We start from the raw sequence: 21784 nt of genomic DNA, 5'->3' as shown, positions 1-21784 counted from the left end.
TGCGGGTGGTGAGTGGCTGACCTTCGTGGGCTGGACGCCGTACCCCTGCCGCCTTGGCGGTCTGTTGCTCACCCGTCAGGCCCCGCACCGCAGACCGCGCTGCCCGAAACAGCCAACGATGACCGACCAATACAGGAACTGCTCCCAACCCGACGGACAAGCCCGCCACCGGCCGCATCCGCTCCGGCTGTTCGCCGGGTGCGCCGGTCAGGAGGGCCCGGCGTCGTCCGAGGGAGGTGCCGGGTCCGTGGCGTTCCAGCGGAGGGTCACGTCGAGGTGGGCACCCGCACTGGCGCTCGCCAGGACGGCGCCGAGCTTGCCGTCCAGTACGACACCGAAGGTCACCTCCACCTCGTCGGGCCGCTGGGCGAGGGACCGGAACCCGCCGATCACCTCGGACGCGGCGGCGGTGACCGGTGCGAGCGCCTCGCTCAGGGACCTCCCCGCGCTCTCCAGGCGGGTGCCGAGTCCCACGGCTCCGGTGCCGGCGCGGGCAGGCGGGGCGACGAGGACGACGGTTCCGTCGGAGAGGGTGAACTGGACGGCGTCCGGCATGGGGCCTCCTGGGCGCGTACGGGTCAGTCTTTGTTCGGGGTGCCGCAGAGCGGGGAGGGCGGGGAGGGCGGCGGCGGGTCCCGCATCTCCTTGCTGACTCTGTCGAGCGCTTGCAGCAGGCCGGTCAGTTCTGCGCCGTCCGCGAAGTTCAGGACCGCCCGGTAGAAGGCGGCGGACACGTCGGGATCCATCGCGTCGGCGGCGCTGAAGCAGAGCGTGTGACCGGAGCGGAGCATCCCCGCTATCCGCGCCTGAGTGCTGTTGTCGTACTGCGTCACCTCCTCGTTGGCGGAGAGCGCGTATCCGGGTCCGTTCACCCAGGCCCGCTGGGCTTGAGGGCTCGCCAGGTAGGAGATGAGCGTGTCGGCGCTCTTGTTGTCGGTGAACTTTCCGACGAAGTCCGCCGAGACCTCTAGCACTTGATCGGGGGAGGGCGTCACGTACGCGTACCTGTCGACCTGGTCCAGCGGGAAGGCCATCGCGGACAGCGTGCCATGCCCGAGGGAACACGTGTTGTCGGCCATTCCGTCGGCGGCCTCGCTGAACCTGCGGGTGGACGCGCCCTTGAGGGTGCCGCCGCCGACGAGGTCCTGCCACGTCTTCCACGCGTCCCTGACCGGTGGCGAGTCCCACTTGCCGCCCGAGACCCAGGCCTTGTAGGTGCCGACGCCCTCTTCGGCGAGCAGGATGTCCGCGATCCAGTCCGCTCCGGGCCAGCCGGACGTCGGGCCGGACTCCAGGCCGAGACACCAGCTCTCGGGCCTGGCCCCGAGTGCGGCCCAGGTCGCGGGCGGCTTCTTGGTGACCTTGTGGTCGTACCAGACGAGGCTCTTGATGTCGGCCTTGACGGGGACCGCGTAGACGTCGCCGTCCGCCATGGCCAGCTCGCGGAGCGGCTCGACGAACGAGGACGTGTCGACGTCGAGTGGCCTGAGGGAATCGCCCGCCTGGTACTTGGCGATCGCTCCGACACTCGGCAGCACGGCCAGGTCGGGCGCCGCGTCCGCGGCCACCGCGGCGTCGAGCTGCTGGGTCAGGGCGCGGGTGACCTGCACGTCGACGTCGATGCCGTAGCGGTCCTCGAACGTCTTGATGACCGAGTGGAACGCCTGGAACTCGGCATCGGACCAGGGGACCATGACCGTCACCCGGTCCTTCTCCGGCGCACCGCACCCGGCCGCCGCCAGGAGCAGCCCGAGGACCAGGGCACAGCGCGCGAGCGATTCCGTCAGCCTGCTCATGAGCGCGGGAACCTGTACTCGGCGATACGGGGACGGTAGGCCAGGTACGCGAGCGCACCCGCGCCGAGGAGCAGAAGCAGCGCGATCGCCATGATCCACCCTTCGCCCGCCAGCAGCGGATCGTCGAGTTCGTCCTGGCCGACCCGGGTCAGCACACAGGTGGTGACGGCGACGGACGCGGTCGCCAGCAGCGCCACGCCGAGCGCCGGGTGGGGGTAGCGCCGGAAGTGGCGGGCGACGACCAGGCCGGTCGCGACGACCAGCAGCAGCATGACGGCCACCGGGGCGAGGAGCAGGGGCCACAGGAGGGAGGGGTTCAGCCAGCGCGACCGGAGCTGTTCGTCGAGGGCGGTGGACTCGATCTCCCTGAGGTCTTCGAGCGATTCCATCAGGCCGCCGGTGAACCGGACCTCGTCCGCGCCGTCCGTCTCCGGCTCGTCGTCCAGTGCGTCGCGCGCCCACACCACGCCGTCGTCGCCCGCGCTGTTGGCCAGCTGCACGCAGGTCTTCAACTGGCCCTGGACGAACTGGAAGTGGTGCAGTCCCTGCTCCCCGGCCGCGTTGCCCCCGGTCGCCGAGGTGAGGAGGGTGCCCACGCGGGCGGTGGCGTTGTCGAACTCGGCGCCCGGCCCGATCAGGTTGACCGCCCGGGTCCTGGAGGCCTTCTCCAGCGCGTCGTTCGCCTTCCCGGCCTCGACGTGCGCCTCCTGGATGTCCGCGATGGCCGCACGCGTGCGCTGGGCGGCGGCGATCTGCTCGCCCGCCCGGTTGACCACCACCAGATACAGCAGCGCCGACAGGGCCACCATGCCCAGCACGCCCGCTCTGAGCCGGCGCAGCACCACGATCGGGTGCCTCGTCCCGAAGGGCCGTCTCGCCGCGCTCACGAAGCGTCCGCCGGCTCACCGGCCGGCCCGGCGGCCCCGAAACGGTGACCGCACTTCTCGCAGAACCTGGCGGTGGGCGACATGGCCGTCGTCCCGCAGCGCGCGCACACCCGCGGCAACGGGGCATCGCCCGGCGGGAGTTCGATCGCGTCGACCTGGGGCGCCGCGGTCTTGGTCGAGTCGACCCCGATGCCCTGCATCTCCCCCCGGGACACGTCGCGCCGCACCCGCAGCCGGCCGTCGGGACCGGTCGTCGCCACCGCGCGCAGCAGCCGTAACCGCCCGGTGTCCCGGAGGTCTTCGGCGAGGCCGATCGCGAGGAGCAGCTCCTGGTCCGCCCGGTCGAGGTCACCGCGCAGATGGGCGTCGGCGCAGGCGCGCATCGCCATGCCGAGCTCGCGTTCGTTCTCGACCCGGGTCAGGTCGGGGGACCGGGGGATGCCGACATGGGGTGTCGACCGGCGCCGTACGACCATGGCCGCGGTCTCGGAGCACGGTGAGCGCGTGCCGTCGGGGCGCTCGGCGTGCAGGGTGATGCGGGCGGCGCGCAGGTTCTCGTCGACGGTCAGCGCGTCGGGGTCGAAGCGGAGGGAGACCTGGTACTGGCGGGCCTCCGGCGGCCAGGAGCCGAGCGGGACGTGTGTCTCACCGTCATGCTGCTGACGTGCCGTCAGTTCGGCCTCGACGGGGCGGGTCTGCCGTACGAAGGCGAGCTGGAACCGGTCGTTCAGGCGCAGGCCCAGATACACCCGGGGCACGACGATGCGCTGCGCCTGTCGCATCAGCCGGGTGAAGTCCTCGGTGAGGTCGGAGACGGTGACGACGGCCTCGGCGGTGCCGTGCAGGGCCTCGGTGATGCGCAGCAGCTCGGCGTAGCGCCAGTCGTCGCCCAGCCCGCGTGCGTCGCAGACGAACCGGTCGGTGCACGCGGTGAGTACCTCGCCGAGCTGTTCGGGCGATTCGTGCTCGTCGTTGCCGTCCGTGTAGAGCACCGCGTGGCGCACGGTGCCGGGGGAGGCCGCCGACGAGAAGAGCCGGCGGGCGCAGTCCAGCCACCGGCCGATCGCCGTACCGCCCTCGGCCAGCTGGCCGATGACCCGGAGCTTGGCGTCCTCCCTCGTCGCGGCGTCGACACGGGCCAGTCCACCGGTGGCCGGGAAGATCACCTCGGCCTTGTGGTGGCCCGCGACGATACCCAGGAGGGTGCCGTCCCGCAGGGTGTCGATGGCCGCGCACATCGCGCGTTTCGCTTCGTCCAGCTTGTGGCCGGACATGGACAACGACCGGTCCATGATGAGGATTTCGGCACCCGGCGTCTCCGGGGCCGGCTGCGCGGTGGAGCGTGCCGTGACGGTGATGAGGGCGTCCGCCCGCCTCTCGTCGTAGGCCAGATCCGAGGGTGCGTCCACTTCCAGGGCAAAGCTGAGCCCCCATGGCGACCTGTCCCCCACCGGCACCACCCGATCGCGTCGCTGCGTGTCCCTTACGGAGCGTGTCCGCGTCCTCCACTTGGCGTATCGGAGCTTAGCGTCCCGGGTGTTTCTCCGAAACGGGAATGACCGGTTCTGCCACGGCGTCCGGACCATCTCCACCGGAGCGGGGGACGCAGCCGGTTCGCCAGGTCCACCAGCGCGACGTACTCACGCTCGGTGGGTGCGTGCGGGGCGAGTTCGCGGATCGCGTCGGACAGCTTCACGCGGTCGTGGTCGCGCAGGAACTTCGCGTACCGGATCTCGGCGCGCAGCCCGGCCGCCGCCGCCCGGTCCACGGAGAGGCCGACCAGGGACGCCCCGGCCCGCTCCAGGTCGTCCTCCGTCGGTGCCGGGTGGGAGGACGGACCGCCGAGGACCATGGCCCGCAGCCGTACGGCCGCCACCCGCGCTTCCCGCTCGTAGCGGAACTCCTGTGCCAGTCGTTCGGCGGTGGCCACGGCCTTCGCGCGCTCGCCGGCCAGCACGTGCACGCGGGCCAGGCCGAAGCCCGCCGCGCCGAGCGCGGGGGTCGTGTCGAAGACCGCCCCGTAGTACGACCGGGCGGCAGCGTGGTCCCCGCGGAGCTCGGCGCACAGACCGAGGGCGAGCTGCGGGATCAGCTCGCCCGGGAGTGCCGTGCGCACCTGGATGAACTCGGCGGCCGCCCGTGGCGCGTCCGCGCGGGCCAGCGCGATCAGTCCGGAGTACCAGGCGTGCAACCAGTGCCAGTTGGGCAGGCCCGCCGCCGAGAGCGTCCGCTCCGCCTGCGCAGAGTCCTTTCTGCGCAGGGCGAGCCGACACTCGGCCAGCGCCGTTCCGGCCGAGCCCGCCATGCCCGGGTCGTCGGGATCGGACAGCGGGACCGGGAGCGCGGCGGCGATGTCGCCGGGCTCGGGCGAGGAGAACGCCGCGCGCAGCGTCAGCGTCCCGTCCTCGTCCGGCTCCGCCCCGACCCAGTGGGCCAGCGGCCGGGCCGCCCCCAGCCCGCCGTGCAGCGGTTCGGGCATCGAACCGAACAGGGCCGACGGGCGGGCCACCTGACGATGCGCCGGCGGTCCCGCCACGACCTGCCGGATGACACCGCTGAGCTGCTCGGCGAACTGACGGGCCGACACGAACCGCCGCCACGGTCTCTCGACGTCCGTGGCGCGGTCCAGCAGCAGGTGCAGCGAGTCGACGCCCGGAGCCGAGCGGTCGGTCCAGCGGGAGCGGCACACCTCGCGCAGCGTCATGCCCAGCCCGTACAGGTCGAAGCCCGGGGCGGGGCGCAGATGATCCGGATCGTCCTCCGGCGGCGCGTACGCCGGGGTGCACGCCACGATCCGTCCCGTGTCCTTCTGGCTGCGCACCGCGCCGAAGTCGATGAGCCGCACCCGGTCGAGCGCGCCCGCCGGGCTCTCCTCCCGGAACCGGATGATGTTCAGGGGCTTGACGTCGCAGTGCAGCAGGCCCCGGGCGTGCAGGTAGTCGAGCGCCTGGAGGACGCGGACACCGTGGGCGAGGAGGGTCTCCAGCCGGTCGCCGTCGCGGGCCGAGAGCGGTACGCCCGGAACGTACTCGAGGACGAGATGCGGCCCCTGGCGCTCGTACCCGAGGATGCGGACGATGCTGTCGTGTCGGAGCCCGACCAGGACGTCCCGCTCGTGCAGGGCGGTCCTGGCGACCGACTTGTTCAGGGCCTTGAGGACGACATCCGTCGCCAGATTGCGGTCATGGGCGAGGAAGGCCGCGCCGTACGCTCCCGAGCCGAGGACGAGCTGGAGGTCGTAGCGTCCGGCGATGGTGCGGCCGCCGGGCTGGCTGAAGTCGAAACCGGTGCCGCAGTGGGGGCAGAAGCCCGTGGTCCGGCCCGGCTCGCCGTCGTGTCCGCGGCCGACCGGTTGCATGCAGGAGGGGTTGGCGCAGTAGCGGTGCTCCTCGGGGACGGGGTCCGCCGACCGGCGCGGGACGTCCGCGGCTTCGGGGGCCTGATCGGAGTCGACCAGGCCGAGGCCGTACCAGGGGTCCGGGCGCACATGCGCCACGCCGACGCTCGGCCCCCGGGCCGGCTGCGGGGCGCGGGCCGGCTGCGGTGCGCGGGCCGCCGGTCCGGCGCGGTCCGCCGGCAGCGGCTCCCGGTCGCACACGTCGCAGAAGCCCTGCTCGTCGATCTCGCCACGCCCGCAGTCGGGGCGATTGCACATCCGCACGGCGTCCTCCCCCTTCCCTGTCTTCCACCGGCTTCCACCGGCTTCCTCGGCTCGCTGGTCTTCCTCGTCACCCTTCTTCGATCCGGCGGTTGACCTCGTCGGTATAGCGCCGGACCAGCTTGCGGGCCGCCGCGAGGTCGATCGGCACGATCTGCAGCGCGCGGGCCGCCGGGGCGTGGAGCTCGCCGAGCCGCCGGTCCTCGTCGCCGAAGTACCGCGCGGCCCGTACGCGGTGCAGTTCCAGGCGCGCGGAGAGGTCCTCGTGGCTCTCGGCCAGCCGGCGCAGCTCGCGGTCGAAGCGGGCCACGGCGGCGCGGGCCGCGACGGCCTGGTCGTGGACCGCGGCGAGTTCGGGGTTGGGCTCCGTCGCACGGGCCACGGCCAGCCGGACCCGAAGCCGGGGCGCGGCGCGGGGCGGCAGCCGTGGCGGGGCGAAGAACCGCATGCCCCACTCCTGGTCCAGCGCGGACGCGGCGTCCTCCTCGGCGGCGAGCTGTGCGACGACCGCCTGGACCTCCGCGGCGGCCCCGACGCCGACGGCGGATCCGCTGAGCGGTTCGGGGTCCAGGGACACGTCGCGGGCCAGGTCGGCCGGCGGCGTGCCCTCGAAGCCGAGGACGAGACGGACGCCCCGCGACCGGGCCCGGGCGGCCAGCGGCCCCAGCAGTTCCCCGACCAGGGCCTGAGGGTCCTGCGCCCGGTCGACGCCGCCCACCACCAGACAGGCGGGCGGACTGTGGCGCAGCAGCCGCCGCAGCACCTCGCGGGCCTCCCCGCCGGGGAGCCCGAACCGGCGCGACAGATAGCCGCACACATCGGCGACCGACCTGCCGCGCGCGTCGTATGCCGCGTCGATCGAGCCCACTCCGAGGACCGTGTCCCCGGGCGCGCCGGTGAGTTCCGCGTCGGAGGCGGTGGCCCGGGCCACCGGATCGGCCGTCCGTACGAGACGGACGAGCCAGGAGTCGCCCACCGCGGTCGTGCCGCCGGTGCCGACGACGACGGTGCCCGACCAGTCGCTGTCGAGCAGCCGGGTGAGCTCCTGCGTAAGGGCGAGCCGCAGCGGGTCGCCCAGCACGTCGTCGGTCAACTCACCGCGGGACGAGCTCAGCTCGTCGGTGCGGTCGCCGCCGGTGAACTCCGCGATCCGGGGCAGGTACGTCAGCACCGTCTCGGTCGGCAGCATCCAGGCGGCCTTCGCGTCGCCGTCGATGTAGTCGGCCACCACGATGCCGATGACCCGCCCGTCGAACGCGCCGCCCAGCGCCATCACACCGGCGCCCGAATAACCGGGCTCGATCCACGGATCGCCCTCGCGGACGCGTTTCAGCAGCCCCCGCTCGCTGTAACGGCCGCCGGATCCCGCCAGCTTCGCGTCCGTCCCCATGCCCAGCGGTTCGGCGTGGGGGAAGCCGTACACCCGCACCGTGCCCCCGGAGATGGGCGCCTTCCACAGCGTGGTCCGGGTGCCGCACCCGGTCGGCTCGTCGAGTTCGAGCAGCGCCACGTCGCCGCGCTGTGTGCCGTGCTCGTGCACCCATGTTCCCGGGGCGACCCGCGCGGTGCGGGTCCACTCCGGGCGGCACGCCACGCTTCTGATCCGCACCCGGGCCGTGGTGCCCCCGGGAGCCGCTCCGGCGTACCGGACGACGTGTGCGCAGGTGAGGACATGCCGGTCGTCGAGCAGCACCCCGGCGCCACAGGGCGTGCCCTCTTCGTCGTCCACCCTCACCCGCCACGGATCGTCCCTGTGGTCATGCAGCGCCATGGGCCCACGGTAGGGCAACACCCGCCTCATCGACCCGAGTTGTTGCGCGGGACCGGCTGATCACCGGCTGTGGACGTCGAGTTCGGCGAGCTCCGCCTCCCGCGCACGCTCACCCGGGCGTACCGGACCGCGCTCCCGTCCGGGGTGCGCCAGGCCCGCCCGTTCGCCGAGACCTCGACGTCGTAGGACGCCGGCGGCTTGCGCCACGCCGTGGCTGGCCGGCAGCGGGCCAGGCCGGGGGAGGGGACGAGGTCGGGGCGGCGACCAGGCAGATGCCGAGGCCCGCGACCAGGGCCCCGTACGTCTCCTCGGTGCCGGCGATCTCCGCCCCGACGCGTGGCGGACGGCCGCCCCGTTCCTCCGGTGCGAGCCAGTAGCCCGCACTGTCAGTCCCCGGTGCAAAGATGTGCTGACCGGGGCGACCGAGTGTGAGGGGAGGCGTCGTGGAGGTCGGGGAGAGGGGCGGCGAGAGTGCGGGCGTGGTCGGCGAGGGGCCGCGCGATGTCTCTCCGCCCACGGGGCGGCGGGCCCGGGAGGTGTACGCGCGGGGCCTGCGGCTGTACGACGCCGCGCGCACCGTCCGCGCCGACCACGCCCGCGCCCTCGACGCCGTCCGCTCCGCCCTGGCGCCGCTCAGGGACGAACTGGTGGCGAAGGAGCTGGAGTCCATCCCGGTCGCCCGGCTCAAGGACGCCACCGAGGGCCGGCTGCGGCTGGCGGCCGTCGAGGCGGCCGGACTCGCCACGGTGCGCGCGGTGTACGAGGCGGGCCGGTACGAGCTGCGGCAGATCCCTGGCGTCGGCGCCCAGACCGCCGACCAGGCCCTCGCCGCCGCACGGCAGATCGCGCAGGCGGTCGAGGAGACCGTGTCGGTGCGGATCGACGTCGATCATCCGGAGCCCCGCACCGCCGCCCTGGTCGTCGCGCTGCACCGGCTCGTCGAGGCCGGCCCCGAACTGAGCCGGGCCGTGGAGACCGCCGAGCGGCTCGACGTGAGGCTCGGCGAGCTGCTGCCGGCGGCCCGGCCGGCAACTGGCCGGCTGCGCCTGGCGCTCACCGGCCGGCGCCGCCGGGAGGCCGCCCTCGCGGCGGTCGCCGAGCTGCGCGAGCTGACGGCCGACGCGGCAGCCCGCGACGTACCGCTGCTGCTCGCCCAGGCCTCCACCGACCTGCTGCGCCCGCCGGCCTCCGACATCGAGGCCTGGGTCGACTTCGAGCTGCGATCCGCGGAGTACTACAGCGAGCTCGCCGAAGTCGCCGAGCACCGCTCGGACGTCGCGGCGAGCGAGGGCTTCCTGCCGTCGGAGGTGGCGGAGCGGGTGCACGCCCAGCCGCTGGACGACACCCACCGCCGGGTCTCGCTGCGCGGCTACCAGTCCTTCGGCGCCCGCTTCGCGCTCGCCCAGCGCCGGGTCGTACTCGGCGACGAGATGGGGCTCGGCAAGACCGTCCAGGCCATCGCGGTCCTCGCCCATCTCGCGGCTCAGGGGCACAGCCACTTCCTGGTGGTGTGCCCGGCGAGCGTGCTGATCAACTGGACGCGGGAGATCCGCTCGCGCAGCGCCCTGCGGCCGGTGCCGGTGCACGGCCCGGACCGGCAGGAAGCGTACGCCGAGTGGCGTGAGCGCGGCGGTGTCGCCCTCACCACCTTCGATGTGCTGCACACCCTGCCCGCCCCAAACGGCACCGGGCCGGACCTGCTCGTCGTGGACGAGGCCCACTACGTCAAGAACCCGGACACCCGCCGTGCCAGAGCGGTCGCCGTGTGGACCGGGCACTGCGACCGCGTCCTGTTCCTCACGGGCACGCCCATGGAGAACCGCGTCGAGGAGTTCCGCACCCTGGTCCGCCACCTCCAGCCGGACCTGGTCCCCGCGATTCGCGACAGCGCCGCGGTCGCGGGCCCGCACGCCTTCCGCAGGTCGGTCGCGCCCGCCTATCTGCGCCGCAACCAGCAGGACGTGCTCACCGAACTGCCCGCGCTGCTCCAGGTCGATGAGTGGGAGGAGTTCAGCGCCGCGGACCAGGACGCGTACCGCGCGGCGGTCGCCGAGGGGAACTTCATGGCGATGCGCAGGGCCGCGTACGCCGACCCCGAGAAGTCCGCCAAGCTCCAGCGGCTGCGCGAACTGGTCGCGGAGGCCGCCGAGAACAGCCTGAAGGTCGTGGTGTTCTCGTACTTCCGCGACGTCCTCGTCACCGTCCAGAACGCCCTGGGCGACGGCGTGTTCGGCCCGATCTCCGGCGGTGTCCCGGCTGCCCGCCGCCAGCGCATGGTCGACGACTTCACGGCGGCCGACGGGCACGCGGTGCTGCTCGGCCAGATCGAGGCCGGCGGCATCGGCCTCAACCTGCAGGCCGCGTCCGTGGTGATCCTGTGCGAACCGCAGGTCAAGCCCACCCTGGAACACCAAGCCGTGGCCCGGGCGCACCGCATGGGCCAGGTCCGCACGGTCCAGGTGCACCGCCTGCTGGCGACGGACAGTGTCGACGAGCGTCTGCTGCGCATCCTGGAGAACAAGAACCGGCTCTTCGACGCCTACGCCCGCCGCAGCGACACCGCCGACGCGACCCCCGACGCCGTCGACATCTCGGACACCGGCCTCGCCCGCCGGATCGTGGAGCAGGAGCAGCGCAGACTCGCTGGTCAGGACGTCGACTGACCCCGGATCCGCGGGCATGCCGCTGCAGGGGCTCTTGTGCAATTCCTGTGGAGGCCTCAATCTTTCGGCTGGCGCACGAATTTCGGCCTGGAATTGACATGATCATGTCTGAAGGGGCGGACTTCGTCATGCCTGCACCACCCCCCACCAGCGCACCACCGATTGAGGAGGACCCCTCAGATGGCAGTGATGCGTCACACCCGGCGAAGACTGGCCGTGCTCAGCGCGGCGGCCACCGCGGTACTCACCGCGGGACTCGTCTCCGCTCTCCCCGCCGCGGCCGCCCCCGAGGGCCGCATCCAGTACGAAGGCGCCGCGAACGCCGTCGCCGACAGCTACCTCGTGACCCTGAAGGCGGACACCAAGGCGGGCTCGGCCGAGGGCAGGGCCCTCGCCAAGGAGTACGGCGCCGACATCGAGCGCACGTACAAGAAGGCCCTGAACGGCTACGCGGTCGAGGCCTCCGAGGCCGAGGCGAAGCGGCTCGCCGCGGACCCGGCCGTCGCCTCCGTCGTCCAGAACCGCACCTTCCACATCGCGGCGACCCAGCCCAGCCCGCCCTCCTGGGGCCTGGACCGCATCGACCAGAAGGCCCTCCCGCTCAACAGCTCGTACACCTACCCGGACTCGGCCGGGACCGGCGTGACCGCGTACGTCATCGACACCGGCGTCCGCATCACCCACAGCGACTTCGGCGGCCGCGCCTCCTACGGCTACGACGCCATCGACAACGACAACACCGCCCAGGACGGCCACGGCCACGGCACCCACGTCGCCGGCACGGTCGCGGGCACCTCGTACGGCGTCGCCAAGAAGGCGAAGATCGTCGGCGTCCGGGTGCTGAACAACTCCGGCTCCGGCACCACCGCCCAGGTCGTCGCGGGCATCGACTGGGTCGCCCAGAACGCCGTCAAGCCGGCCGTCGCCAACATGTCCCTCGGCGGCGGCGTCGACACCGCCCTCGACACGGCCGTACGCAACGCCATCGCCTCCGGCGTCACCTTCGCCGTCGCGGCCGGCAACGAGACCGTCAACGCCTCCACCCGGTCCCCGGCCCGCGTGACCGAGGCGATCACGGTCGGCGCCACCACGTCCGGCGACGCCAAGGCCAGCTACTCCAACTTCGGCACCGTCCTCGACCTGTTCGCGCCCGGCTCGTCCATCACCTCCAGCTGGAACACCAGCGACTCGGCGACCAACACCATCTCCGGTACGTCGATGGCGACCCCGCACGTCGCGGGCGCCGTCGCCCTCTACCTGGCCGACAACCCCACGGCCACCCCCGCCCAGGTCTCCACCGCGCTGACGTCCGCCGCCACCACCGGCGTCGTCACCAGCCCGGGCACCGGATCGCCGAACCGGCTCCTGTACGTCGGCGACGGCTCGACGACGCCGCCCCCGACCGGGCCGCGCTTCGAGAACACCGCCGACTACACGATCAGCGACAACTCCACGGCCGAGTCCCCGGTGACCGTCTCCGGCGTCACCGGCAACGCGCCCTCGGCGCTGGCCGTCGAGGTCAACATCGTCCACACGTACATCGGCGACCTCCAGGTCCAGCTGACCGCCCCCGACGGCACGGCCTACACCCTCAAGGCGTACGGCACCGGCGGCAGCGCGGACAACATCAACACCACGTACTCCGTGAACGCCTCCTCCGAGGTCGCCAACGGCACGTGGCGTCTGCGGGTCAGCGACAACGCGGCACTGGACACCGGGCGGATCGACGCCTGGGCGCTGCAGTTCTAGCCCCGAAGGCCCCGCAGGCTCCGTAGATCAGCGGTAGCCGTCCTCGCGGTAGGGCTCCGGGTCGGTGACCCAGCCCGCCGCGAGGACGAGCCGAGTCTCACGGTGCACGGCGAGGAACCCGAAGGGGCGGTCGAAGACGGCCTGGACCACGGTGGTCAGGTACCGCCGCGCGGGCGGCGCACCCCCGCGCGTGGCGGCTACCGCCGTCACCGCCGCGGCCTCGAAGCCCAGCTCGTGGAAGCGGGCCAGGGCGGACTGCCCGGCCGCCGCGACGGCCAGCGGCGCGGCACTGACGCCGGGGAAGTGGCCGTAGGCGGTGTTCCGTGCCGTCGTCAGCCCGAACAGGGCGTGCCGGTGCAGCAGATCGTGGTCGGCCGTCACGTCGTACGCCACCGTCCGTACGTCCAGACTCGGCGGCTGCGGACTCGTGCACTGCTGCTCCTCGACGTGCACGCCGGGGCCCGCCTGCCCGTGCGGCAGCCGCGAACCCGGTACGGCCGTCAGCCGGCGGTCGACCAGGGCGACGCCCGCGCCCAGCACCTGACCGGGCGTCATCCGCTCGTCGCCGAGCAGCAGATGGACGTCGATGCCGTTGTCGCCGAGCACCTTCAGCTCGGTGACCTGGCCGCCCTGGGTGGCGGCCACGCCGATCCGGTCCAGGCGGATGCTCCGGCGGTGCAGACCACGCAGGGTGCGGCCCTGCCAGGGCCCGGCGGCCGGCCGCAGCGGGCACCTCTCGAAGGGGCGCAGCCATCGTGTGCGCAGGACCAGGGCGTCGGCCAGGAGCAGTTCGGTGTCGCCCGTGACCTCGACCGGCATGCGCTCGATCAGACCGTTCGTGTGCTTCGCCGCCCAGGCGTCCAGGTTCCGCTGGTCGGCCTCCGGGTCGGCGGTGAGGACGCCGCGGGCCGGGGCGGGCAGACCGGCCGTCCAGCGCTCGTGCAGCTCAAGCGTCCGGCTGGTCCACAGGCCGAGGGCGGCGTCCAGTCCTTCCATGGAGTCCATCGCGGCCAGCAACTCCCGTGCCGCGGCGGCCGCCTGGTCCGCCGGCACCCCGAGCGCCGCCGCCAGCTCCTCGCGGGCCGGGCCGTCCGCCCCGTCCGCCAGGAAGGCGAGCAGCGGCCAGACACCGGCGGCCGAGAAGACGGTGCCGTCCTCGACTGTCCCGGCCCAGCGGGCGGTCAGGCTGTTGACGGCGTGGATCGTGCTCATCCTGGTCAGAACTCCTCGGGGTATAGCAGGTCTTCGGGGTACGGCTGGGGGTCCGTGACCCATCCCGCCGCCAGCACCAGCCGCGAGTGGCGGTGCAGGGCGAGGAAGCCGAAGGGGCGGTCGAAGGTGGCCTTGACGGTGGTGACCAGCCAGCGGAGCTGGGGTATGCCTGCTCCTATGGCTCCGAAGGCCGTCACCGCGGCGGCCCGGAAACCCAGGGCGCCGAACGTCGCGACGGCGGACTGCTCGGCCGAGCCGATGGCCAGCGGGAAGCCGCTGATGCCGGGGAAGTGGCCGTGGTCGGAATCCCTCGCCGTGGTGAGACCGAACAGGCGGTGCAGCGCCAGCAGATCGTGCCGCGCGCTCAGGTCGAACGCCACGGTCTCCACGTCCAGCGTCGGCGGTACGGGCCGCTCGCTGCGCTCCTTCACGACGCGCAGACCCGGCCCCACCTCCCCGTAGGGGAGGTGAGGCCCCGCTACGACCGCATGCCGGCCGGCCAGGATGTCCACGCCCGCGCCCAGGACCTGACCGGGCGTCATCCGCTCCTCGCCGAGCAGCAGATGGACGTCGAGGGCGTTGTCGCCCAGCACCTTCAGCTCGGTGACGTGCCCGTCCGGGGTGTCGGCCACGCCGACCCGGTCCAGCACGGCGCTGGTCCGGTACAGCCCGGTCAGCGTCCGCTCGCTCCACGGCCCCGTCTCCGGGCACAGCGCCACCTCCCGGAAGCGGCTCAGCCACCGCGTCCGCAAGGCCAGCGCACTCGCCAGCACCAGCTCGGTGTCGGGCGTCAGCGCGACGGGCATCTTCTCGATCAGCCCGCCCGTGCCCTTCGCCGCCCACGCGTCCAGCGCCGCCTTGTCGGCCGCCGTGTCCCCCGTGAGCACCCCGTGCGCCCCGGCGGGCAGCCCCGTCTCCCACCGCTCCCGCAGCTCCAGCGTCCGCTTCGTCCACAGCCCGAGTGCGGGGTCCAGCCCTCGCAGCGCCCCCATCCCGGCGAGCAACTCCCGTGCGGCGCCCGCCGACCGGTCCGCGGACATCCCCAACGCGTCGGCCAGCTCCTCGCGCGCCGGACCGTCGGCCCCGTCCGCCAGGAAGGCGAGCAACGGCCACACGCCCGCCGCCGAGAAGACGTTCTGGCCGTCCACGGCCCCCGCCCAGCGGGCGGTCAGCCCGTTCACCGCCCGGATCGTCGCATTCGTGATCCGCATACCGCCCCCCGTCGCCCCACGCTTACCATGCGCCCAGTCGTACGCCAGTTCTGAAGCAGCTCCGAAGCGCCCCCTCAAGCGCCCCCGGGTGTCTCCGAACCGCCCCTGCATCGCCGTCCGAGCCGTCCGAACCAGGAGCACGGTACCCGTGTCCATACCTCCGGCCCCCGGGCCCCACCAGCCACAAGGGTCTCAAGAGCCCCAGGGGCCGTATCCGCAGGGTCCGTTCCCGCAGAGCGGCCAGTACCCGCAGTTCCCGCCGTACGGCCATCCCGCCGCCCCGGGCCCGTACCCGTACCACCCCTACGGCCCGTACGGCGCCCCCGAGCCGCCCGTCAACGGCGTCTCCATCGCCGCCCTCGTCCTCGGCCTCCTGTGCTTCCTCCCCGGCGTGGGGCTGGTCCTCGGCCTGATCGGGCTGCGGCAGATCAAGCGGAAGGGTGAGCGCGGCAAGGGCATGGCGGTTGCCGGGTCCGTGCTGTCGACCGTCTGGGTCGGGTTGTGGGCGCTGTCGCTGTCCACGGGCTTCGTGTCCGACGCCTGGGACGGGTTCAAGGACGCCGCGAAGGGCGACGGCACCGCCTACTCGCTCGCCGAGGGCGACTGCTTCGACTCGCCCAGCGGCTCCCTGGAGGGCGCGACCTACGACGTCGAGGAGGTTCCCTGCTCCGGCCGGCACGACGGCGAGGTGTTCGCCGTGGTCGACCTGCCGGGCGACTCCTACCCCGGTGACGCCAAGGTCACCGACATCGCCGAGGACAAGTGCTACACGCTCCAGTACACGTACGCCATGGACGGCTGGGCCGTACCGGAGGACGTGGACGTGTACTACCTGATGCCGTCCCGGCAGAGCTGGAGCTTCGGCGACCGCGAGATCACCTGCCTGTTCGGCAACGTGGAGGAGAAGGGCAGCCTGGCCGCCGGCTCCCTGCGCAGCGACGAGACGACCCTCGACGCGGACCAGCTCGCCCTCCTCAAGGCGCTCAACGCCGTCGACGACGTGCTCTACGAGGAGCCCGAGGACTACCCCGAGGACGATCTGCCGGGCAACCGGGACTGGGCGGGCGACGTCGAGACCGTGCTCGGCGAGCAGATCGAGGCGCTGCGGGACCACACCTGGCAGGCCGGCGCGAAGAAGCCCGTCGCCGCTCTGGTCGCGGACATGGAGGACGCCCGCGAGGACTGGGCGAAGGCGGCCGAGGCCGGCGACGCGGACACGTTCTACGAGCACTACGACAACGGCTACGGGTACGTCGACGGCAGGACCACGATCACCGCCCGCAAGGCTCTGGGCCTGGCCGACACCGTGCCGTTCTACGACGAGGACGACGACAGCGGCGTCGGCAGCGCGGACAGCGGTCAACTCCAGGTGTGATCACGGCCATAGCGGGGAGAAACTGCCTGCGTAAAGCCCTCCGCACGCACAAGTCATCACATCGAGTGATTCTCTGGCCTTTGCTTGCATGGCACAACCCACGGTTGCCACGCTGTTGCTGTCTGTACAACCTGATGGGAGCGGCCAGTGACATTCGGTGAGCAGCCGGCGTACCTGCGCGTCGCGGGTGATCTCCGCAAGAAGATCGTCGACGGTTCGCTGCCCCCGCACACCCGCCTCCCGTCCCAGGCCAGGATCCGCGAGGAGTACGGCGTCTCGGACACTGTCGCGCTCGAGGCGCGCAAGGTGCTGATGGCCGAGGGCCTGGTCGAGGGCCGTTCCGGTTCCGGGACGTACGTCCGTGAGCGGCCCGTACCCCGCCGTGTCGTCCGCTCCGGCTACCGCCCGGCCGGCGGGGCCACCCCGTTCCGGCAGGAGCAGGCCGACGGCGAGGCGCGCGGCACCTGGGAGTCCAGCAGTCGGCAGGCCGAGGCGAGCGGCGCCGTCGCCGAGCGGCTCTCCATCCGGCCCGGTGACCGCGTGATGTGCACCAAGTACGTCTTCCGGGACGCCGGCGAGGCCATGATGCTCTCCACCTCCTGGGAGCCCCTCGCCGTCACCGGCCGTACGCCCGTGATGCTGCCCGAGGAGGGCCCCCTCGGCGGCATGGGCGTCGTCGAGCGCATGGCCGCCATCGACGTCGTCGTGGACAACGTCACGGAGGAGGTCGGCGCCCGCCCCGGCCTCGCCGAGGAACTCATCTCCCTGGGCGGCGTCCCCGGTCATGTCGTCATCGTCGTCCAGCGGACGTACTACGCCTCCGGCCGCCCGGTCGAGACGGCCGACGTGGTGATCCCGGCGGACCGCTACCGGGTCGCCTATCACCTGCCGGTGAAGTAGCGCACACCCTTACGGCAGTTGCCCCTGCCTGCCACCCGACTCCCGCCCGTCCGCCCGCCGTTGGAATCTGGCCGTTCTCGCAGGTCGCCCCGGAGCGCCCGAAGCGCCGCCGACCGGACGCATCAAGCCCTGTGCACGGCGCATTCGTTGCCGTGCGCCCCCCACGTGTTGGCTGGTTGCGTACCTCTTTGTGAAAAGCCGTATTCGCTGCGTAAAGGTTAGGCGTAGGCTCGGGCATATGCGGATTGCGGTTTCCTTACCGGGTGGGGCACGGCACAGGCCGCGAGTGGGAAGTGGAGGGGCGCGATGAACGACGGCACGATCACTCTCCCCTGGCTCGTGATACGGCAGGACGACAACGGCAATCGCTACCGCGTGGGCCGGTACGCGACCCGGGCCGAGGCCCAGAAGATCGCGGACAGCCTCGACGGTCGCGGCCACAGGCAGCTGTACTGGGTCGAGAAGCTCGACCAGAGCAGCCAGAACGGTCACAGCAGCCGGAACGGCCAGAGCGGCACGGGTACCGTCAACTGACCCGCGTCCGCCCCTCTGCCGGCCTCCCGTAGGCTCCGGCGCATGACCGAACGGATCGTGGTGGTGGGAGCCGCCCTGCTCGACGCCGGCCGCCTGCTCGCCGCGCGCCGCAGCGCACCCCCCGAGCTGGCCGGACGCTGGGAACTCCCCGGCGGAAAGGTCGAGCCCGGGGAGACCCCCGACGCGGCCCTCGTACGCGAACTGCGTGAGGAACTCGGCGTCGAGACCGAGCCTGTCGGGCGGGTGCCGGGGGAGTGGCCCCTGAAGCCGCCGTACGTCCTCCATGCATGGACGGCCCGCCTGCTCCCCGGCTCCCCCGCCCCCAAGCCCCTGCAGGACCACGACGCGCTGCGCTGGCTGACGCCGGAGGAGCTGTGGGACGTGGAGTGGCTGGACCAGGATGTGGCGGCGGTGCGGGAAGTGGCGGGGCTGTTGAGGGCGTAAGCCCGCGCTCGGGGGGTTCAACCGGCGGAACCTTGGAACCCGTCGCTCACATGGCATCGACGCGCTACCCCCGCGCGTTTGTACGCCGTTCGTGCCACAGTGCGCCGCCCCGGGCGATACTGGGCGCCGCATATCGGGTATGTGCCCATTAACCCCACTGAACCAGACATGGGTGGGCTTGCTGGCCTGGGAAGTGATCGGCGTGATCGACACCGAAGGCGACTGCGCCGAGTGGTCGTTCCCCGCGGACCCCGGCGCCGTACGCGCCGCCCGTGCCGCCGTCCGCGGCCGCCTGCGCGACTGGGGCCTCGACAGTGTCTCCGACATCACGGCCCTGCTGGTCAGCGAGCTGGTCACCAACTCCCTGCGGCATGCCACCGGCCCCATCGGCGTACGCCTGGTCCGCCCCGCCGACCTCGGCGACGTCCTGCTGGTGGAGGTCTCCGACCCGCTCCCCGAGCTGCCCCGCGAACGCGTCGCCCGCCCCGAGGACGAGAGCGGCCGCGGCCTGCAACTCGTCGCCCGCTCCTCCCACCGCTGGGGCACACGCCCGGGCCGGAACACGGGCAAGACGGTGTGGTTCGAGCTCGCGCTACCGGAGTGAACCCCCACGCCCGCTCTGTACGTCCGGCCCCGCCCTGTCGACCTACTGGTTCAGGCCACTGGTAGTTGTCGACGCGCGTGATTCGACTGCGTGTCCGCTGGTTAGAAGACTGGAAGTGTTTCCGCAGACGGGACCGAAAACCATCGGGAACGTGCTGTGATCGTGAACACCGTGTTGTGCGGCGCCGTAGTGCTGGATACTGCGGGCAGCCGCCGCCGGTGACCGGTGCCGGGCGCGGTGAGCTGGAGGGGACGGTTCGCGTGAGCGAGATACCAGCGAAGGCCACGGAGTCCGAGGACCCGTCGGACGGCGCGGGGGCGGGCGCGGCGGGCACGTCCGCGGCGCACGCGACGAGCGGTGCGGCGGGCCGGACAGGGCTGTCCTCCGGCGACGGACGGGGCGACGGACGGGACCGGGACGACGTACCCCCCGGCGACGCCATGTGGCAGAGCAGTCCGCCCGGTTCGATCTACGACTACATCAAGGTCGCGTCCTTCTCCATCGGCCCCGACGGCCTCGTCGACCAGTGGAGCCTGCGCGCCGAGCACCTCTTCGGCATCCCCGCCGGACAGGCCGTCGGCATGGACCCCATCGAGGCGTTCATCGACCCCGACCTGCGCGACCAGGGCCAGCGCAAGATGGCCGAGATCCTGGACGGCCGGGAGTGGACGGGCGTCGTCCCGTTCCGGATGCCGGACCCGGCCGACGGTGACGGAGAGCGCGGCCGGCAGGGACTCGCCGAGGTCTATGTCATGCCGACGCGGACGGAGGACGGTGAGAAGGCCGCTGTCTGCATCGTCGTCGACGTCCGCACGCTCCGCAGCATGGAGACCGACCTCGCCGCCTCGCAGGCGATTTTCAGTCAAACTCCCTTCGGCTTCCTGCTGATCGACCCCGACCTGCGGGTACGCCGCGCCAACCAGCGGTTCGCCTCCCTCTTCGGCGGCAGCCCCGACGAGCACCGCGGCAACGGCGTCCACGACTACCTCCCGCGCCCCGAGGCCGAGCGGGTCACCGCGACCCTGCGGCGCGTCCTGGAGACCGGCGACTCCATCACGGACATGCACATCACGGGCTTCCTGCCGGGCTCCGACGAGCGCCGCCACTGGTCCATCAACCTCTATCGCGTGCACAGCGGTTCCGGCCGCCCCATCGGCATCGCCTGGCTCGGAACCGACATCACCGCCCGCCGCGCGGCCGCCCGCGAGGCCGCCGCCGCGCGGCGCAATCTCGCCCTTCTCAACGAGGCCGGCGCCCGCATCGGCAACTCCCTCGACCTGGAGACCACGGCCCGCGAACTCCTCGACGTCGTGGTCCCCGGCTTCTGCGACCTGGCGACGGTCGACCTGTACCAGGGCCTGCTGGCCGGCGACGAGACCCCGCCCGGCCTGGCGGACGGCAGCGCGGAACTGCGCCGCGTGGCCTTCGCGAGCGCGGTGTCCGACGCCCCCTTCGTCGGCGGTGGAGCCCCCGTCGCGGTCGGCGCGGTCCACCACTACCCCTTCAACTCGCCCTGCGCGGACGCCCTGCGCACCGCCCGTCCGCTGCGCGTCCCCGGCGAGGAGGGCGGCCTGGTGCAGTCCACGCTGGTCGTGCCGATGGTCGCCCACGACACGGTCGTAGGACTGGCGCAGTTCGCCCGTACGAAGGGCAGCGAGCCGTTCGGCGACCGGGACCAGGACCTGGCGGTGGAGCTGGCGGCACGTGCGGCCGTCTGTATCGACAACGCCCGCCTGTACCGCCGGGAGCACGAGCGCGCGCTGATACTGCAGCGGTCGTTGCTGCCGCCGGGCGACCCGGTGGCGTCGGGCCTGGACATCGCGTGCCGTTACCTGCCGGGCAACTCGTCCGCCGACCGCCCCAGCGAGGTGGGCGGCGACTGGTTCGACGTCATAGAACTCCCGGGCCACCGTACGGCGTTGGTGGTAGGGGACGTGATGGGCCGGGGCCTCCGCGCGGCGGTGGCCATGGGCGAACTCCGCTCGGCCGTACGCACGCTGGCGCTCCTGGACCTCGAACCGGCGGAAGTCCTCTCGGCGTTGGACGAGATCGCGCGCGGCCTGGGCGCCCCCGGCGGCGTCCAGCAGGCGACCCGGGCGGCCCGCCGCCCCCGCGAGGCGGACCTCTCCGAGGTCTACCTGGCGACCTGCGTCTACGCGGTCTACGACTCGGTGACCAGGCGCTGCACCTTCGCCAACGCGGGCCACCTGCCCCCCGTCCTCGTCGAACCCGGCGAAGCGGCACTGATGCTGGACGTGCCGCCCGGCATGCCGCTGGGCGTGGGCGGGGAGCCCTTCGAGGAGGTCGAGGTGGAACTCCCCGAGGGCGCGCTGCTCGCGCTCTACACGGATGGACTGGTGGAGTCGCGCGACCACCCCCTGGACGAGGGCCTGCAAGCCTTCGTAGGAGCCCTCACAGACCCCTCCCGCCCCCTGGAGGACGTCTGCGACCACGTCCTCAACACCCTCGACACCCACCACGGCGAGGACGACATCGCCCTGCTGATGGCCCGCGTCCAGGGCCTGCCCGCCGACTGGGTCGGCGACTGGACGCTGCCGCGCGAGCCGCGCAGTGTGGGCCGGGCCCGCGAGTACGCCCGCGGCCGGCTCCTCAGCTGGGACCTGGAACCCTTGGTCGACACGACGGAACTGCTGGTCAGCGAACTGGTCACCAACGCCCTGCGCTACGGCGAGGGCGAGATCAGACTGCGCCTCCTCCTGGACCGCACCCTGGTCTGCGAGGTCTGGGACTCCGGCCTGGTCCAGCCCCGCCGCCGCCGCGCCCGCGACACGGACGAGGGCGGCCGGGGCCTGCAACTGGTCGGCCTCCTCAGCGCGGCCTGGGGCTCACGCCGCACGCCACGCGGCAAGACGGTGTGGTTCGAACTGCCGCTGCCGGACGGGGAGACGGGACTGAGGGATCCGGCGGAGGCGCTGCTGAGCTTGTTCTGACGGGTTCCGGGGGGACACCTCCGGGGGCG

16 protein-coding genes and 1 pseudogene are annotated in these 21784 nt (G+C 72.7%); 8 read left to right on the top strand and 9 right to left on the bottom strand.

All coding sequences use genetic code 11. The features are described 5' to 3' along the window. Positions 1 to 207: 207 nt before the first annotated feature. From AQJ91_RS06605 to AQJ91_RS55235, 7 genes and pseudogenes are all read right to left on the bottom strand, one after another. The gene (locus AQJ91_RS06605) at positions 208 to 555 is read right to left on the bottom strand and encodes a CU044_2847 family protein (RefSeq protein ID WP_067017384.1); all 348 of its coding nucleotides are present in this window, start codon (positions 553 to 555) and stop codon (positions 208 to 210) included. 23 nt (positions 556 to 578) lie between these two features. After that, positions 579 to 1796, bottom strand: coding sequence for an extracellular solute-binding protein (locus tag AQJ91_RS06600; protein ID WP_067017382.1), 1218 nt, complete (start codon positions 1794 to 1796; stop codon positions 579 to 581). Continuing rightward, positions 1793 to 2683 (bottom strand): hypothetical protein, encoded by an 891-nt coding sequence (locus AQJ91_RS06595; RefSeq protein ID WP_159054499.1) that lies wholly within the window; start codon positions 2681 to 2683, stop codon positions 1793 to 1795. The genes AQJ91_RS06600 and AQJ91_RS06595 overlap by 4 nt, the downstream gene beginning before the upstream one ends. Next, entirely contained in the window at positions 2680 to 4092 is a 1413-nt protein-coding gene (locus AQJ91_RS06590) for a vWA domain-containing protein (protein ID WP_067017380.1), read from the bottom strand. The genes AQJ91_RS06595 and AQJ91_RS06590 overlap by 4 nt, the downstream gene beginning before the upstream one ends. A 74-nt stretch (positions 4093 to 4166) precedes the next feature. After that, entirely contained in the window at positions 4167 to 6338 is a 2172-nt protein-coding gene (locus AQJ91_RS06585; RefSeq protein WP_067017378.1) for a tetratricopeptide repeat protein, read from the bottom strand. Positions 6339 to 6411: 73 nt separating this feature from the next. Next, positions 6412 to 8112: a trypsin-like serine peptidase gene (locus AQJ91_RS06580; protein ID WP_067017375.1), complete on the bottom strand. Its 1701-nt coding sequence runs from the start codon at positions 8110 to 8112 to the stop codon at positions 6412 to 6414. Positions 8113 to 8364: 252 nt separating this feature from the next. After that, positions 8365 to 8488, bottom strand: a pseudogene (locus AQJ91_RS55235) (LysR family transcriptional regulator); the annotation flags it as partial. A gap of 103 nt (positions 8489 to 8591) precedes the next feature. Here AQJ91_RS55235 and AQJ91_RS06575 point away from each other — a divergent pair. Further along, positions 8592 to 10775 (top strand): DEAD/DEAH box helicase, encoded by a 2184-nt coding sequence (locus AQJ91_RS06575; protein WP_067018007.1) that lies wholly within the window; start codon positions 8592 to 8594, stop codon positions 10773 to 10775. A 180-nt stretch (positions 10776 to 10955) separates the two neighbouring features. Further along, entirely contained in the window at positions 10956 to 12524 is a 1569-nt protein-coding gene (locus AQJ91_RS06570; RefSeq protein ID WP_067017372.1) for a S8 family peptidase, read from the top strand. 27 nt (positions 12525 to 12551) lie between these two features. On the opposite strand, the gene AQJ91_RS06565 is transcribed toward AQJ91_RS06570, so the two are convergent. Together AQJ91_RS06565 and AQJ91_RS06560 are read right to left on the bottom strand one after the other, a co-directional pair. Beyond that, complete coding sequence (locus AQJ91_RS06565) at positions 12552 to 13736, bottom strand: serpin family protein (RefSeq protein WP_067017370.1); 1185 nt, start codon at positions 13734 to 13736, stop codon at positions 12552 to 12554. Positions 13737 to 13741: 5 nt separating this feature from the next. Further along, entirely contained in the window at positions 13742 to 14947 is a 1206-nt protein-coding gene (locus tag AQJ91_RS06560) for a serpin family protein (RefSeq protein ID WP_067017369.1), read from the bottom strand. A 148-nt stretch (positions 14948 to 15095) separates the two neighbouring features. Here AQJ91_RS06560 and AQJ91_RS06555 point away from each other — a divergent pair, with 148 nt between their 5' ends. The 6 genes from AQJ91_RS06555 (at position 15096) to AQJ91_RS06530 (ending at position 21755) form a co-directional block, all read left to right on the top strand. Next, positions 15096 to 16322 (top strand): DUF4190 domain-containing protein, encoded by a 1227-nt coding sequence (locus AQJ91_RS06555; protein WP_067017368.1) that lies wholly within the window; start codon positions 15096 to 15098, stop codon positions 16320 to 16322. A 147-nt stretch (positions 16323 to 16469) separates the two neighbouring features. Beyond that, positions 16470 to 17222 carry a GntR family transcriptional regulator gene (locus tag AQJ91_RS06550; protein ID WP_067017366.1) on the top strand — a complete coding sequence of 251 codons (753 nt, stop codon included), beginning with the start codon at positions 16470 to 16472 and terminating at the stop codon, positions 17220 to 17222. 306 nt (positions 17223 to 17528) lie between these two features. Next, a complete protein-coding gene (locus tag AQJ91_RS06545; protein ID WP_067017364.1) occupies positions 17529 to 17756 on the top strand; it encodes an SPOR domain-containing protein in 228 nt (75 codons plus the stop codon). A gap of 42 nt (positions 17757 to 17798) precedes the next feature. Further along, the gene (locus AQJ91_RS06540; protein ID WP_067017362.1) at positions 17799 to 18200 is read left to right on the top strand and encodes a (deoxy)nucleoside triphosphate pyrophosphohydrolase; all 402 of its coding nucleotides are present in this window, start codon (positions 17799 to 17801) and stop codon (positions 18198 to 18200) included. Between the two features lie 172 nt (positions 18201 to 18372). Then, complete coding sequence (locus AQJ91_RS06535; protein ID WP_067017360.1) at positions 18373 to 18804, top strand: ATP-binding protein; 432 nt, start codon at positions 18373 to 18375, stop codon at positions 18802 to 18804. A gap of 260 nt (positions 18805 to 19064) precedes the next feature. Next, positions 19065 to 21755 (top strand): SpoIIE family protein phosphatase, encoded by a 2691-nt coding sequence (locus AQJ91_RS06530; RefSeq protein WP_067017358.1) that lies wholly within the window; start codon positions 19065 to 19067, stop codon positions 21753 to 21755. Positions 21756 to 21784: the final 29 nt, after the last annotated feature.

Origin of the sequence: Streptomyces dysideae (assembly GCF_001514305.1) — a bacterium.
Classification (GTDB): Bacteria; Actinomycetota; Actinomycetes; order Streptomycetales; family Streptomycetaceae; genus Streptomyces; species Streptomyces dysideae.
Note: the sequence above shows the minus strand (reverse complement) of the source record. Positions and strands in the feature narration are given on the sequence as shown.